Below are 15,488 nucleotides of genomic sequence, written 5' to 3' on the forward strand. Positions count from 1 at the left end.
CGAGCAGGCCAGACCCTTCAAGTGGACCAAAACCGCAGACCAGATCATCGACCGCATCTGCCGCTACTGCGACAGGATCTCCGGACCGGGACACTAGACGAAGAGCAGCGTCAGTTGACGCGCGCGGGCAACTCGGCGAGACCGGTGTCGAGCATGATGCGCTCAATCGTGTCAGGGAGGGAGCTGTCGGCTCCGATGACGGTCTCCAAGCCACCGGGGAGGAGATCGCGCTCGCGGTACCAGTCACGTAGCTCCCGCTCGGTTACCTGGGACAAATAGTCGGGATCGGCCTTTGAGGCATGTCGGGTCAGCGTCTCCTCGATCGGGATATCGAGGTAGTAGCAACGCGAGACTCCGCGGTGGTCGCCGAGCAAACCCACGAGCATGTCGCCGTATCGGTCGGCGTACAGGATGCCCTCAACCACCACGTGGTAGCCAGCGTCCAGTGCGTAGCGGGCGACCGCGTCGATCAGCCCGATGTTCGCGCCGCCAGGCACGTCACGCTCCCTCAGCACGATCCGCCGCAGGTTGTCCTGGCCGACCAGTGCCAGGCCGCGGCCGAACCGGTCGCGGATACCCGCCGCTACCGAGGACTTGCCCGACGCCGAGTTCCCTCGAATGACCACGAGCCGGGTCTGTTCACTTCCAACGATCATTCGGGGCACGCTATCGGCCCCCAAAGAACTGCGGCGCAGTGTTCGAACGAGGTCAGTGACCACCCGTACACAAGCGCGGGTCTCGCGGGTGAAGAACGTGTCGCTCGGCGAAACCTTCACGTAGCGACGGACACCATGGCCGTACTCCAACGCCCATACACGGGACGGCGGACGGTCGTGGGAGACGTCTTGCACGTCCACGGCCGACCCGATGCGCTGTTCCGCCCAACTCCTGAGCTCGGCGGGGATCGGGTCTGCCGCCCTCATGCCCACCACCTCGCGGATGGGCACGGTGCGAGCGCGGGTCTGGCGCGGCGGCGTGCTGGTACGGCCCGGGCCTGAGCGAGGTGCACGGGTTCTCCTCCTGATGAAGGTGTGAGAGTGGGACTGGTGGCTGCCGACGGCTGGTCAGCGGTCTTGGGACAGCTCCAGCAGCTCGGCGAAGGTTCCGCCGGCGTGTACGAGGTCGTCGTAGAGACTCTGCTCAATGATCCGACCCTGCTCCATGACGACGATGTGGTCCGCGATCTTCGTGTTCTCCAGGCGGTGGGTGACCACAATGGTGATGCGGTCGGCGGCGATGGCCTTGATCTGCTCGAAGATCTGGTGCTCGCCGCGCGGGTCCATCTGGGAGGTGGGCTCGTCGAGGATCAGGAGGCCGGGACGGCGGTACAAGGCCCTGGAGCAGGCGATGCGCTGCCACTGGCCGCCGGAGAGTTCCGATCCGCCGAAGACCTCGCGGGACAGGAGAGTGTCCAGGCCTGTGGGGAGGTCCTCGACGGCTTCGCGCAGCCCGACCGCGTCGATGGCCTCCCACACCGGGGTGTCGTCGTGGGTTCGGGGCTGGCCGAGGGTGACGTTTTCGCGGACACGCAGCGGCCACTGGGCGAAGATCTGCGGCACCAGACCGGTGCAGCGCCAGACGGTCGCGGGGTCGACCTCGGCGAGGTCGGTGCCGTTCCAGGTGACCTTGCCTTTATCAGGCAGGTAGATCCCCGTGAGGAGCCGGGTGAGCGTGGACTTCCCCGAGCCGTTCGCTCCGACGATCGCGAGGATCTGGCCACGCTCCAGGGTGAGGGAGACACCGTCCACGGCGGGCTTGTCCTTGCCCGGGTACTGGTAGACGACCTCGTCGAGCCGGATCTCCTCGACCGGCGTGGTGAGCTTGCGGGGGCCGCGCTTGGGGGCGCGGGCGGCGGCGGCGTCGAGGAAGGCTTGCATGTCGCTCAGGTACAGGCTGGTGTGGAAGACGGCGGCACCGTTGATGACGACCTGGGAAAGAGCGGCGAGGGTGGTCTGTACGGCGATGACGGCCGTGGCGGCGACCGCGAGTGCGATCCGCCCGGTCACGGCCAGCCACGCGAGGGCTCCCCAGGTCGCGACAAGGAAGGCACCGCCGGCCAGCGAGGAGAGCAAGGCGATGCGTAGGGTGCGCGGCGCGGCGGCCAGGGTGCGCCGGTCACATCGATCGGACAGAGCTCGGTACCAGTAGACGAGGTAGTCCGTCATCGAGTTGGCACGGACCTCGTCGCCGTACTTCGGCGTGGTCGCCCACCAGCGCATCATCCCCCTGACATTGCGGTCCGCCACGTTGGCGTAGTGGACCTCGTAGTCGACCCGGGCGGTCAGGACGGCGCCCACACCGGCTGGCAGCACGGCGAGCAGGAGCAGCGGCAGCATCAGCACGTTCAGCACCGACAGCACGCCGCCGGCCGTGATCATGCGGATCATTGCAGACATGAACCGCTGGGCATCGGTGACCATCACGTGGGTGCGGATCACCCCCATCTCGGCCGCCTCGTGCCGGTCCGAGAACCCCTCCTCCGCATACGCGGCGGCCTCGACCCTGCACACTGCCTCAACCAGGGCGGTATCTGTCTCCGTTGTCAGCCGGGGCGTGATCCGCCGCTCGGCGTACGTGGCCACCGCTCCCGCGCCGCGGCCCAGCGCCGCGGCGAGCGCCACCACCAGAAGCGCGGGCAGGGCACTGCGCAGCCGGGCGGCGACGGCATCGTCCGAGAGGATCGGTTCCATGGCCTCGGCGGTCGCGGTCAGCAGGACGGCAGCCGAAACACCGGTGAGCACCTGGCAGCCGAGGAGGAGCTGCACTGCGCGACGGTCGGTCCGCCACGACAGCCGGGCGATTCTGCCCAGGACGGCCGGGATCTGCGCGCACATCCGCCGGAAGGAGACCTCGGCGAGTGGGTTGACGGAGTACTGCCCGCTGTAGGTGATTTCCGCTGGCGGTGGCGGAGGCGGCGCAGTGGCCTGCTGCTCTTGTGTATCGGCCGAGGTCAACGTGGTCCCCCTTGACGGTCGTCCGGCGTGGTCGTCAGGCTCAACGACCCGGCCGTGATATCGAACACATGTATTTCGGTCGCTCTCGAAATCCCGAGATTGAGCGCGTGGCGGAGCGTGGACGATGCATCGACCCGCCTCCGGCCACAGGAGTGCGAGGCATGGGGCTTGGCCGAAACGCCGAGGTTCCTCTCGGCGGCTTACAGAAGGCTCCGAAGCGCGCCCCTCGGCCTTGTCCACGGCTTCGGCGAGGGCAAGCTCGCGGTGCAGCTACGCTCGCCGAGCCAACCCTGCATACCGAGGAGGCGTTCCAGCTCGTGCATCACCTGCCGGCCGTCCTCGTCAGCACCCACTCTCCTGCAGGACCAGGTTCGGGGCTAAGCTCGCGAGCTTCTCATGTCCGAGTCGCCGCCTGTCCGCGCTTCGCCTCCCGTTCGATTCGAAGTTCCAGTTAAGGATGTTCAGGGTGGTGGCCATGTGGCAGTGGTCCCTTCGTCAGTACCGCGGTCTGGGCTTCGCTGGGCTCGTGCGGCCCGGTGTGTGGTCGGTGGGGCCTGCTCCCCAGGCGCCTGCGGGTATAGCCACGGTGCTGCCGTCCGGCCGCGCGGGCATGACCGACTGGGCCGTGGCTTACGAAGCCGGGGCCCAGCGGAGCGGAGCAGATGTATGGGGTCCGGGTAGCGGCAGTGGGCCGCGATCAGGCAGCAGGCAGGCTCGTTACTCGGGGACCTCGAACTCCACGGGGGAGAACCGTCGGCCATTGACCTGGATCGCGAGTGAGTGCGTGCCGGGCTGGATCACATAGTTTGCTGTGGACCGGAACTGGTGTGCCTTGGCCAGGTTGACGTTCTGGCCTGCTGTCACCTCGTATTCGTTGAGGATGTACACCTTCCGGCGCGGCGTGCCGCGCTTTGTCGGCGACGAGATGACGTAGCACACGCGGAGTTTCGCCGCATCGGTCGCCGCGAGGTCAGCGGAGAAGGTCAGGATGTCGCCGTCACGTAGCTGGGTGTTCTCCAGGCGAAGCGGCGAGAGGGAAACGGGGGGATCTGCGGGGTAGCCGAGGAACTCGTACGTGGCCGAGTCGCCCTCCTTCAGCCGGGTTCTCAGCGCCTGGCGCACGATGAAGTCCATCTCCTTGTCCTGCGTGCGACCCGCAGACTTCCACCGCCCGAGCCGGTCCAACACGATGTCCAGACGCGTGAAGGCAATGTCGTGCAGATGGTTGGCCACCGAAGTGGTGACGTACCGGCTGGGGTCGGCGTGGAGCTGGTCGAGCACGGGCAGCGCCACGTCGACGTCCAGTGGGACGCGGATGGATCCGGGCAGCCGGGGCCGGGTGGACTCACTCGCCAGGCGGCGCACCTGGTAGTCGGAATCACGGGCCCAGCCGTCAACGGCCTTGAGTGTCTCCTCGGGGAAGTCGCTGAGGAAGTACCGCACGGCGTCCTCCGCCGTGAAGTACCGGGTGAACCGCGCGAGCGCCGACAGCGCGAAGTCCAGGTCCTCGCCGCAGCGACAGTAGCGGGCGACGAAATCGCTGTGGGGGGAGTAGATGTGCAGGCCGGAGTCGTTCATGATCCCGGCGGCCTCGGGCGTGGGCGGGAGCGAGCGCAGCAAGACGTCGGCAGCCTCGGCGGCGCTCCCCGGGAGATGGGCCCGAAGGGCCTCGCTGGTACGCGCGATGCGAGCCTTCAGCCCCAGGTGCGGCAGGTCGGCGATCACCTCACGCGTGAAAGCCTCGGCGTCGAAGTGGGGGCATACCGCCCTGACCTCTTCGCTGATCCTGGTGATGCGGGCGGCGCTGATCGCCTCTTCCTTCTCGGCCATGCGGGAACCCTAGTGACGTTGTGCCGCCGGCCCTCGCAATCCGGTCGTGCCCGGTGTGAAGGAGCGGAGGGGCGGTGCGGCGCTAGCGGATGGAGGTGCGATACAGCAACCGCTGGTGACAGGTGCTGTCGCAGGGCGAAGCAGTGTGGAGCGTGGCGAAGTTGTCCCAGACGACGAGGTCGCCCTGGCCCCACCGGTGGGAGTACACGTACGGCTCGCCGGTGGTGTGCCGCAGCAGCTCGGCGAGCAGGGTCTCGCTCTCGTCCGGGTCCATACCGGTGATGCCCTTGACGACCATGCTGCCGAGCAGGAGGGAGCGGGCGCCGGTGACCGGGTGGTCGTGAACGAGCGGATGCTCGACCTCGGGCGCGGTGGCGAGTGCGCCGGCTGCGGCTGAGGACTGCCCTCCGCTGGCCTGGGCCTGTAAGGCTCCGAGTTGCTGGATGGAGTGGACCGCTCGTAGTCCCTGGATGCGTTGCTTGAGGGGCTCGGGCAGGTCCTCGTACGCCTGGGTGGCGTTGGCGAATCGGGTCTCTCCGCCTTGGGCCGGGGTGATCACCGAGTACAGCAGGGTGGCGCGGGTCAGTTGGTGGGTGAAGGAGTTGTCGGCGTGCCACTCCTCCTCGTTGTCGCCGTCGTAGATGCCGACGGGTGTCCCGTCCTCAAAAATGTTGCTGACCGTGGTGATCCCGGGGAAGCCCGGGGCGGCGTAAGCGCGGTCGACGTTCGTCTCCACCCGCCCGAAGAGCGCGCTGGCCGCCAGTAGGTCCGCGTGGTTGAGGTGCTGGCTGCGGAAGACGAGAAGCCGGTAGCGGTGCAGGGCCTCGGTCAGCTTATGTGAGAGTCTCCCGACACCGGGTTCGCTGAGGTCGCAGGCGACTTCGGCGCCGAACCCGCCCGGGAGCGGGCGAAGCGGCAGGGCCATTGTGGTCCTCCATGATCGCGGGGCTGGCATCGGTGGTCGGGCGTCGTCGCGCGGACGACTGCTACGCGGGCGGGGAAGTGGATCAGAACTCCGGCGACTGCAGGAAGTACCGGATGTCGTGCACGCCAGTGGCGGCCATGCACAGCCGTTCGATACCGATGCCCAGTCCGACGCTGGCGGCGGGCACGCGGCCGGCGTTGATCAGCTCCCACGCCAGCTGCTGCTCGGCGTCGTACAGGTCCACCGCCTGGGCGCGTTCGGCGAACAGGGCGCCGTCGGTTTCGTCTTCGTAGCCGTGGACCACCTCCAGCCCATCGACGATGACCTCGAAGCGGTTGATCAGGCCGGTGGTGCCGGGGGCGAGGCGAGCGCACGGCTCGTCCCCGCCCACGGGGTAGTCGTTCAGGAACACGGCGCGGCCGACGCTCTGTGTCTCCAGTTCACGTTCCACGAACTGCCCCAACACGGTCGGGAACGGGGTGTCGGCGCTCACGCCGAGCCGGGATGCCATCCGCGTCGGCAGGTCACCCAGGGGCTCGTGCCGCAGATCCGTCCCGAAGACATCGCGGACGTAGTCGGCGATCGAGACGCGCTCCAACTGGTACTCGATGTGGGGGGCCACGAGGCGTTCGGCCAGTTCGAAGAGGAACTCGAAGCTCTCGCGGGCGGCGTAGAGGTCGAGCATCGTGAACTCGGGTGCGTGCAGGGTGTCCGGCTTCTCGGGTCGGAAGCAAGGGCCGATCTCGAAGACCCTCGGGTGGTACTCCAGGTTGGCCCTGAGCGCTGGTCCGATCATCGCCCTCAGGAAGCGGCCGCCGTCCAGGCCCACCGCCGCGCGGCGGCCCGATCCGAGGTCGGCTCGGCGGGCAACCGGGGTGGTCACTTCGAGAAAGCGCTCGTCGCGCAGCGTGTCTCGCAGGCTGAAGAGCACGTTCGACTTCACAGCGATCGGGTCACGCACGCAGCGCTCCTCAAGGCAGGGGAGGGGACGAAGCTCGGCGGCGCCGCGTCCGAGCCGGCGGCGCGCTGTCGGCAGGGGCACGCTAGTGCGGCGCCGGCTGGGAGGAGAACCCCCAGCGCGCGGCGGCGCGCTGCCTGCCGGGCCGGACCTCGTCGTTTCCCCCGCACGACCGCAGGCAAGTTCGCTATTTCCGCAGCTCAGGGCATGTGGGTGTGCAACACCCGTGCAACACCCTCAAGCCTTCGGTGCAACACCGGCGTGAGTCACGTGCAACACCCCAGGCCGTTGCCCGTGTTGTGCGGCCCGCCCTAGCGTGAGTGGCCAAGCGCCCGGCAACACCGCGGCCACGCAGTCCGCTTCTGGCGAAGGGCGCATCCCGCATCAGCGGGCGAGGACCACTTCCGTCGGCTCTCTGCGTGGGCGCACGACCGCGCGCTGCCACGTGCTCAGGGCCTCGGGGGCACCATTCAGCCCCGCGGTTGAGGCACGCGGATCATCACCCAGTTCACCACGGCCGCACGGGGATGGCCCCGTGCCCGAAGGGAGAGCCATGACCGCTTCGCTGAAGACCGGCGTCCGCCCGGACGCCGCGCTGAAGACGGGCGTCCGTCCCGACGCTTCGCTGAAGACCGGTGTCCGCCCGGACGCCGCGCTGAAGATCGGTGTCCGCCCGGACGCCATGACGGCCTGATCAGGCCCGGCACCGCCAGCTTCCTGCTCCGGTAGCGCCACGCTGCACATGTGCGGCCGCGCGGCGCGCCGGGGTTGAGGACGGCTGGTGAGGGGCTCGGTGGCGGTGAGCCGCCGCCGAGCCCCGGCGTGATGGACAGCCAACCCCACCCGTTTGGAGGAATCGGATGACCAGCCGAGCCCCGCGCACCGGGGAGCCGTCCGTGCCTAGCCGCACGGGCCACAAGACCGGCGCCTCGGGTCCCGTGCGCAGGGCGCTGGGTCGTGAACTGATCACCGACCTGGAGGGCCTGTGTGGTCGTCCGACAATCGGGATGCTCGACGTCTTCTGGGACGTTGTATCCATTGCCGCAACAGCTGTGATCGGCTCGTTCATCGGTCACGGCATCGGGCCGCTACTGGCCGTCTGCTACATCGGCGTTCGCCAGCGTCACCTTTCGAACCTCGCTCACGAGTGCGTGCATTCCAAGCTCATGGCAACGCGGAGGGGCAACCGCCTCGTCGGATACGCGTTGACCGCCCTGCTCGGCGAGGGCTTCCTTCCCTACCGCGTCACCCACGGCATCCACCACGCGCGCCTCGGCTGCGATCTGGACCCGATGTTCCAGTCGTACCGCGCCGGCGACATCCGCCGCGCCGTGACGTCACCCACCAAGCGGGCGTTCGTGATGAAGGTGATCGTGCGTAATGCCCTCTGGCGCCTTCCGAGGAATGCCGTCCTCACCCTGGTCACCAAGGCACCCGAAGAGACCTGGAAGGCGGCGGCTGCACGTGCGGCGCTGTGGGCAGGGGCCATCGCCGTGGGCTGGCCATTCGATGCGGTGGCCGCCTTCCTTCTCTACTGGCTCATGCCGCTGATCTTCGTGCGGCCGGTCGTCACCTGGATCACTGACCTCGGCAACCACGCGGGGCTCATCGAGAACGAGGACCCTCTGCTGCAGACCCGCGGCTGGTCCTCTCACTGGCTCACCCGGCACCTGCTCGGCGGCCACCTCGACGATATGTACCACCCGATTCACCACTGGTGTCAGCAGATCCCCTTCCGCCGTCTGCCCGAGGCGGCCGTCATGGTCCGGCAGAAGCTGAAGCGGTGGCCGGAAGTCCCCTGGTGCAGCGGGTACTTCTTCCGGCGCCGCTCCACCCCCGATCAGCCGTGCGTGATCGAGGACATCATCGCCCGCCTCAGCGCGGACACCACCCACTCCGGCAACCGGAGCGCCGCCGGCACAGCCGCTTAGCGGCCTGCGGACACCCAGCCCTTCACTTGACCAGCCGACAACCGAGGCTGCCGCGCGTGCGCGGTGGAGCCTGGCCGTGCCGATGCGCTGAGGAACCGTCGGCACACGCCGCCGAGGAGGGCGGCACACCATGACCCACCACCCTGGGCAAGCGAACAGTTTCGACGAATGGACTCAGCTCCGCGAGGTCATCGTCGGCTGCGCCGATCACTACACCGCGCACCACGTCGATGCCTCGTTCCAGCTGTTCTTCTACGACAACGTCCACCTCGACATCGACGCCGGGGCCGAACAGCCCCTCCTGCAGATCCCCCAGCAGTTGGTCGATGAGCTCAACGAGGACATCGCCGGCCTGACAGACGCCCTGGCCGGGTGCGGCGTCACCGTGCGGCGGCCCGCCGCCCCGGGCAAGGACGTCGACATCCGCTCCCCGTACTGGGACGCCCGGGCCACCCCGCCCCTCAATGTCCGGGACAACACGATCGTCCTCGGGACCACGATCGTGGAGACCGCACCGCACGTGCGGGCCAGGATCTTCGAGAACGACCTGCTCAAGCCGATCCTCCACGAGTACTTCGCGGCCGGATCCAACTGGCTCAGCATGCCGCGGCCCGCGCTCGTCCAGGGCTCCCTCGACGACGCCTACTTCCGCCGCCAGGGCATCGACGTCAGCCACGTTACCGGCGCCGACACCGCCCTGGGCATCGACGGCCTCGGCCTGGAGATGGTCTTCGACGGTGCTCAGTGCATGCGCCTGGGCCGCGACGTCCTGGTGAACGTCGCCAACCACAACCATCACCTGGCCTGGCGCTGGCTGAGGCAGAACTTCCCCGAGCTGCGCTTCCATCGCCTCAACAGCATCGCCGACAACCACATTGACAGCGTCGTAGTGCCCCTGCGGCCCGGCCTGATGCTCCTGCGTGGCCCCGGGTACCTGCCGCGGCTGCCCAAGGCCATGCAGTCCTGGGACGTCATCTACCCGCCGGCGATGGACGAGTCGGCGTTCCCGGACTACAGCGAGTTCGGGTTCAACATCGCCAGCCGCTACATCGACATCAACGTGCTGTCCGTCAGCGAGGACACGGTCGTCGTCAACAGCCTCTACCCCGAGCTCATCCGCGTGCTCGAAGACCGCGGCTTCAGCGTCGTCCCCGTCCGCCACCGGCACCGGCGTCTGTTCGGCGGCGGCTGGCACTGCTTCACCATCGACACGGTCCGCGCCGGCGGCTGCGAGGAGTACCTCGACTAGCCGGCCCGTTCCGATCAGAGCCACGCTTCGATACCCGAGCTGCCCATCGGTAGTCGCCATACCTGACTGTCAGGAGATCGCGTGAACCACGCCTGGCCTCTCGGCCGAGACTTCTGGACCGGCGAGTTCCCCCAGCAGACCAGCGGCAGGACCGCCCCGTACCTGTTCAAGAACATCATCCCGTCCACCGCGGCGTCCCCTGCCGACGTACTGGCCGGACTGGCCACCATGCGCCGGGCGCACGTCGCCGGCACGGCGAGCGCGGCGAAGGCACGCGTCTACGTCGGCGAGGAGCGGCGCGACGAACTCGTCGACACCGTGCTGACCGCGGACGGCTGGGACGACGGCGGCTTCGTCCCCTGGATGCAGTTCCTCGTCAGCGCCGAGCGCTTCAGCTTGGTCCTCAACAATTTGGAGACCGTCAGCCCCCGGCTGTCCGCCGGGCTCGGCGCGTTCCTCGACTCCCTCTTCGACGGCTGGGGCGTGCCCATCGGCGGTGCGGAGCAAGCCGTGTTCCTGGGCAATTACAGCGGCACCGCCTTCGGCGTCCACGAGGGGGCCGAGGACGCGTTCCTCATCCACCTCGGGCCCGGAACGAAGCTGTTCTACTGCTGGCCGGGCGACGAGTACCAGAAGCTCACCGGCGGCAAGGAACCCCTATTGGGGGACTATGGCTGGCTCTTGGAGCACGGCGAGTGCTTCACCATGGAATCGGGCGACGCGCTGTTCCTACCGCGCCGCGTCTTCCACGTCGGCCGACAGGACGACTTCTCGATCTCGGTGGCCGTTCCGCTGTACACGTACCCGGACGCCCGGCTCGTGCGGCTTTCCGTGCTGCCCGAGCTGCTCGACGACGTCCTGGGCGAGAACCCCGACGACGAGTTCGGCACACCGTCGCCCATGCACGATTCCGCGAGCGGCAACGCCGCGGCGGCTCAGCGGCTGACGACCCTGGCCCGCACCGCGCTGGCCAAGGTGGGTGAGCAGCTCGATGCAAGGGTCGCCGAGCACGTGGAGCGCCGGTGGGAGAAGGTGCTGAGCAACGGCGGCTGGGAGCCGCTGGACATCGACCTGGCCCGTGACGAGGCGGCCGCGGCCTTCCGCCCCGAGCACGTCGTGCCCGGCGCCACGGTGGTCATCCCCGACCCGTACCAGCTGCGCATCAGTGGGCCGCAGCGGGCCTTCCTGCGCGGCGTCGAGGTCGGCATCGGCACGGGCTCTCTGGTGGCCGACCTGGTCACTGCGCTCAACACGCACGCCGCGGTCACCCTGCCCGACGACGAGGCCCTGCTCACCGCCGTCCGCGCCTTCGGCACCACGGGCGGCATCCACCTCACCACGACGACCACCCTGGAGGGCGCCGCGTGACCCCCGACAACTCCCTCGTCCAGGCATACCTCGCGGCGAACCCCGAGACCCGCAGCGCCGTCCACGGCACCCTCCTCGGCAACTTCGCCTCCGGTGAAGCCCTGGTCACCAAACACCTCGCTCCGATGATCGACTCAATCTACGAGACGATCGCCGACCAGGTCGGCGCCGCGCAGCTCAACCAGCAGCAGGCCCGGATGTACATCGAGGAGCTCTCGGTGTTCGCCCGCTACAACGCCCAGTTCCTCAAGGCGGCCGCCACCAGCGTCGAGGGATTCTGCCCCGAGCTCGCGCACGAGCTGCGCCGCAACCACCTGGAGGAGGGCGGCGAGCGGGGCAAGGTGCCCGCGCACTACGTGCTGTACACCAACGCGCTCCTGTCTGACCTCGGACTGCTCGTCAACGGCCACGTTCCCGTCACCGAGACCGCCCTGCTGGTCGACCTCCACCAGTGGATGGTCGGCTCCCACATGCCCAGCCTGATCGCCGGCGCCTACTACGCCACCGAGGCCGTGGCCATTGCCGAGACCGAAATCCTGCGGGACATCACCAGCCGCTACGGCGAGCTGACCATCCAGCGCAGCGGCAGCGATCTCAAGAACCTGCACTACTACTACGAGCTTCACCTCGACGACGAACACGAGGCCGCCCAGGTCGACGGCCTGAGCGTCGAGGCCGCCCACATCGAGGGCCTGGCCCGGTTCATCAAGGAGAGTGAACTCTTCCACATCAACCTCCCGCAGGCCCTCGACGGCTTCCTGACGATCACCGAGGGAATGACACACTGGTGGACTCAACTCGCCCACCGCGCACGGGAGATGAACTGATGAACGCCACCCTCGCCGCCGTAGAGGCAGCCCAGGAGCGCACGGGCGGATGCCTGTGCGGCTGGATCCGCTTCACCGTCAAGGGCAAGGCGGTCTACCCCCACACGTGCAGCTGCGAGCACTGCCAGAAACTCGGCGGTGCACCGGTGATGTGGTGGGCCGGTTGGCCCGCGGACGCTGTCGCGTGGACCGGTGAGGGTGGCGAACCGACGTGGTTCGAGACGTTCGAGGGTGAGGCCAAGCGCGGCTTCTGCCCCACCTGCGGCAGCCGCCTCGCGGCAATCGACAGTGACATCCCGGAACTCGGCATCAACGTCACGGCCCTGGACGACACCAGCGGCTCCGACCTCATCCCGGTCAACCAGTCCTTCCGGGACAACGCGGTGCACTGGCTGCCCTCGGTACCGGACACCCAGCACAGCGTCGTCGGCTGAAACCCCGCGGTCCACCCGGGTGGTCGGTCGCCCTGACCCGCCGGCCACCCGGGTCCAGCCTGGCGTGACCTGTGCCGCTTCCGGCTCCACCTCAAGCCCCCAGCCCAGGCACAGGAGACTCCCGTCGTGCTCACCCCGCGCGCCACCAGCGAATACGGCACCCTGCGTCGCGTCGCGATGCGCTACGCCCATGACTTCACCCGCGACCTCGACGGCCCCGACGTACATCCCGTCCTCGCCCGCCAGAAGACCACCAGCACCTGGATGCGGTACCACGCCCCCACGGTGCGTGCGCAGCAGGACGCCCTGATCCGCCTGCTCCGCGGCCGTGGCACTGAGGTGATCCTTTTCGCCCCGGCGCCGGGCTGCTCGGCTCAGCACTACCCTCGCGACATCGCCTTCGTCATCGACCACCTTCTCGTCATGGGGCGGCTCAACTCCGCCCACCGCCGACCGGAGGCTGACGCACTCACCCAGCTCGTCGCTGATGCCCCGAACACCGTCCACCTGGCCGAAGGGACAATCGAGGGCGGCGACGTCATGCTCAACACCGGCTGTGTCCTGGTCGGTCTCAGCGAAGAGACCTCCCCCGACGGCATCAAGGCACTGCAGGCCGCCCTGACCAGTCACGGCATCGACCGCGAGGTCCGGCCCATCCACTTCAGCGTCCCCGGGATCGTCCACCTGGACGACCACTTCACCATCGTCGCCCCCGGCACCGCCCTCATCCACCGCACAGTCTTCCCACCCGATCAGCTCCGCTGGTTCGAGCAGCACCTCGACCTGATCGACGTCAGCGACGACGAGGCGCGGGCCGTCCAAGCCAACGTGCTGGCGATCGCGCCCGGCACGGTCGTCGTCGCCGCCGGCAGCGACCGCATCGCTGCCAAGCTGGCCGCGCGCGGGATCGAGGTCCTCACCATCGACTACTCCGAGGTCACCCGGATCCCCGGCTCCCTGCGCTGCACCACCCTGCCGCTCAACCGGGACTGATCCGCTCCCCGTGCGGCCCAGGGGCCGCGTCTGTCCCGCCCCTTCCGCTGTCCCGGCGGCCGGCACCGACGCGGCTGCCCCGTCCGCACGCTGGAGCACCTCATGTCCACGCCACTGCTGCCCCTGCTCCTCGCCGTTCCCGTCGTAGTGCTGGCCTGCCAGGTTGGCGGTCGCGCCGTTCGGCTGATCGGGCAGCCGCCCGTCATCGGTGAAATCCTTGCCGGGATCCTGCTCGGCCCCTCCCTACTGGGCTGGCTCGCCCCCGGCGTCCAGCACCATCTCCTGCCGCCCTCGGTCCTCCCGGTCACCTCGGCACTGGGCAACCTCGCCCTCTTGACTTTCCTGTTCCTGATCGGCCTCGAACTCGACCTCCGCTCCTTGCGCACCGCCAGACACGCGGTCATCGCCGTCAGCCTGGGCAGCCTCCTGCTGCCCATCGCCCTGGGCGCCGCGCTCGCCTCGGCGATGTACCCGCAGCTGGCCCCGCCCGGCGTGGAACGCCTCCCGTTCACCCTGTTCGTCGCGGTCGCCCTCAGCATCACCGCGTTCCCAGTACTGGCGCGCATCCTCGCCGACCGCGGTATGGAAACGACACGCCTCGGCACGTTCGTCATGGCGTGTGCCGCCGCGGACGACGCCCTCGCCTGGTGCCTGCTCACCACCGTCGTCGCCCTGTGCACCGCCGGGACAGCGCTGTCCGCCCTGACCACCCTGGGCCTGACCGCTGCCCTCCTGGTCGCCCTGACATTCCTGCGCCCCGTGCTGCTCGCATTGCTGAAGCGTGTGAGCCGTACGTCCGACGACCTCGTCCTGGTGCTGCTGTTCTCCGGGCTCTGCCTCACCGCGTACGCCACCGACTTGATCGGCGTCCACCCGGCCTTCGGAGCTTTCCTGTTCGGGGCCGTTGCCCCCCGCACCCTGCCGGCCGTCGAACGCAGCGCCGCCCGCCTCCGTGCCGTGATCCTGCCCGTCCTGCTCCCGCTGTACTTCGTGGACACGGGCCTGAACACCGACCTCTCCCACCTGGCCGTGGGGCAGTGGGGCTGGGGAGTGGCGATTCTGGCAGTGGCCGTCGTCGGCAAGTGGGGTGGAGCGGCGGGCGCGGCACGCCTCACCGGTTCCGATTGGCGGTGGTCTGCCGTGGTCGGCACGCTCATGACCTGCCGCGGCCTGACTGAGCTCGTCGTTCTCGGCATTGGCCTCCAGATCGGCGTCATCACCGAGCAGCTGTTCACACTCCTTGTGGTGATGGCCGTGGTCACCACTGCGGCGACCGCCCCGCTGCTGAACCGCCTGGCCGGACGCGATCCCAGAATGACCCCGCCGACACCAGCAGGCGCGCCGGCGAGCGACGGAGTTCAGGAGGTCACCCGATGACCCTCACCTCGAACCCGGTGCTGAACGCGGTCCTCGCGCGGCACAGCGCCATCCGGCTGACGGCACCCGCACCCACCCGAGAGGAACTGGAAGAACTCGTGCGGGCCGCGGCAACCGCGCCTGACCACGGGCGGCTGCGGCCTTGGCGGCTCATTCCGGTGACCGGGGACGAGCGCGTCCGCCTCGGCGATGTACTCGGCGAAGCAGCCGCAACGCCGGAGCAGGCCCGCCGCGCTGCAGAGAAAGCGCTCCGCGCGCCGCTGCTGCTGTCGATCGCCTTTTGCCCCGTGGGCGATCAGCCGAAGGTGCCCGAGTGGGAGCAGCTGGCCGCCACCGCCGGCATGGTCACCACGCTGCAACTGCTGCTGGATAGCTGCGGCTGGGGCTCCGTCTGGCGCACCGGAGCGGCCGTCGAAGCGCCGCAGGTTCGCAAGCACCTCGGCGTCGACGACGGGGAGCAGCTCCTGGGGTGGCTGTACGTCGGCACCAGGGCGGGGACCGGCACAGTCCGAGAGCGACGGCCTTTTGACGCCCACACCAAGATCACCTGGGCGCACGCGTCCAACGACGTCCCGACGACTCCTTGATGTTGGGCGTCTCTGGTGACCAGCGTCGGCCGCGATCACCGGCTGCTGATGATCT

Annotated in this window: 14 protein-coding genes; 9 read left to right on the plus strand and 5 right to left on the minus strand. The window is 68.8% G+C overall.

Annotated elements, in window-relative coordinates:
• Nucleotides 1-110: 110 nt before the first annotated feature.
• From ACYVMZ_RS28840 to ACYVMZ_RS28860, 5 genes are all read right to left on the minus strand, one after another.
• Nucleotides 111-656: an AAA family ATPase gene (locus tag ACYVMZ_RS28840; RefSeq protein ID WP_461084937.1), complete on the minus strand. Its 546-nt coding sequence runs from the start codon at nt 654-656 to the stop codon at nt 111-113.
• Nucleotides 657-1,064: 408 nt separating this feature from the next.
• Nucleotides 1,065-2,954, minus strand: a complete 1,890-nt coding sequence (locus ACYVMZ_RS28845) for an ATP-binding cassette domain-containing protein (RefSeq protein ID WP_461084738.1) — start codon at nt 2,952-2,954, stop codon at nt 1,065-1,067.
• Between the two features lie 717 nt (nt 2,955-3,671).
• Entirely contained in the window at nt 3,672-4,784 is a 1,113-nt protein-coding gene (locus ACYVMZ_RS28850) for a hypothetical protein (RefSeq protein WP_461084740.1), read from the minus strand.
• Between the two features lie 82 nt (nt 4,785-4,866).
• Nucleotides 4,867-5,709: a TauD/TfdA dioxygenase family protein gene (locus ACYVMZ_RS28855; protein WP_461084742.1), complete on the minus strand. Its 843-nt coding sequence runs from the start codon at nt 5,707-5,709 to the stop codon at nt 4,867-4,869.
• 82 nt (nt 5,710-5,791) lie between these two features.
• Nucleotides 5,792-6,670: an amino acid--tRNA ligase-related protein gene (locus tag ACYVMZ_RS28860; protein WP_461084744.1), complete on the minus strand. Its 879-nt coding sequence runs from the start codon at nt 6,668-6,670 to the stop codon at nt 5,792-5,794.
• A 550-nt stretch (nt 6,671-7,220) separates the two neighbouring features.
• On the opposite strand from ACYVMZ_RS28860, the gene ACYVMZ_RS28865 reads away from it, so the two are divergent.
• The 9 genes from ACYVMZ_RS28865 to ACYVMZ_RS28905 all read left to right on the plus strand — a co-directional run bounded on the left by ACYVMZ_RS28865 (nt 7,221) and on the right by ACYVMZ_RS28905 (nt 15,433).
• Nucleotides 7,221-7,361 (plus strand): hypothetical protein, encoded by a 141-nt coding sequence (locus ACYVMZ_RS28865; protein WP_461084746.1) that lies wholly within the window; start codon nt 7,221-7,223, stop codon nt 7,359-7,361.
• Nucleotides 7,362-7,563: 202 nt separating this feature from the next.
• Entirely contained in the window at nt 7,564-8,598 is a 1,035-nt protein-coding gene (locus ACYVMZ_RS28870; protein ID WP_461084748.1) for a fatty acid desaturase family protein, read from the plus strand.
• 130 nt (nt 8,599-8,728) lie between these two features.
• Nucleotides 8,729-9,847 (plus strand): inosamine-phosphate amidinotransferase 1, encoded by a 1,119-nt coding sequence (locus ACYVMZ_RS28875; protein ID WP_461084750.1) that lies wholly within the window; start codon nt 8,729-8,731, stop codon nt 9,845-9,847.
• Between the two features lie 81 nt (nt 9,848-9,928).
• Nucleotides 9,929-11,215 (plus strand): hypothetical protein, encoded by a 1,287-nt coding sequence (locus ACYVMZ_RS28880; protein WP_461084752.1) that lies wholly within the window; start codon nt 9,929-9,931, stop codon nt 11,213-11,215.
• Entirely contained in the window at nt 11,212-12,042 is an 831-nt protein-coding gene (locus ACYVMZ_RS28885) for a DUF3865 domain-containing protein (protein ID WP_461084754.1), read from the plus strand. The genes ACYVMZ_RS28880 and ACYVMZ_RS28885 overlap by 4 nt, the downstream gene beginning before the upstream one ends.
• Nucleotides 12,042-12,476, plus strand: coding sequence for a GFA family protein (locus ACYVMZ_RS28890; RefSeq protein WP_461084756.1), 435 nt, complete (start codon nt 12,042-12,044; stop codon nt 12,474-12,476). Before ACYVMZ_RS28885 ends, ACYVMZ_RS28890 begins: the two co-directional genes overlap by 1 nt.
• A gap of 126 nt (nt 12,477-12,602) precedes the next feature.
• Nucleotides 12,603-13,469: a dimethylarginine dimethylaminohydrolase family protein gene (locus tag ACYVMZ_RS28895; RefSeq protein WP_461084758.1), complete on the plus strand. Its 867-nt coding sequence runs from the start codon at nt 12,603-12,605 to the stop codon at nt 13,467-13,469.
• A 102-nt stretch (nt 13,470-13,571) separates the two neighbouring features.
• On the plus strand, nt 13,572-14,846 hold the full coding sequence (locus tag ACYVMZ_RS28900; RefSeq protein ID WP_461084760.1) for a cation:proton antiporter: 1,275 nt from the start codon (nt 13,572-13,574) through the stop codon (nt 14,844-14,846).
• The gene (locus ACYVMZ_RS28905) at nt 14,843-15,433 is read left to right on the plus strand and encodes a nitroreductase family protein (protein WP_461084762.1); all 591 of its coding nucleotides are present in this window, start codon (nt 14,843-14,845) and stop codon (nt 15,431-15,433) included. The genes ACYVMZ_RS28900 and ACYVMZ_RS28905 overlap by 4 nt, the downstream gene beginning before the upstream one ends.
• The last annotated feature ends 55 nt before the right edge of the window (nt 15,434-15,488 follow it).

The organism is Streptomyces deserti (assembly GCF_054782695.1).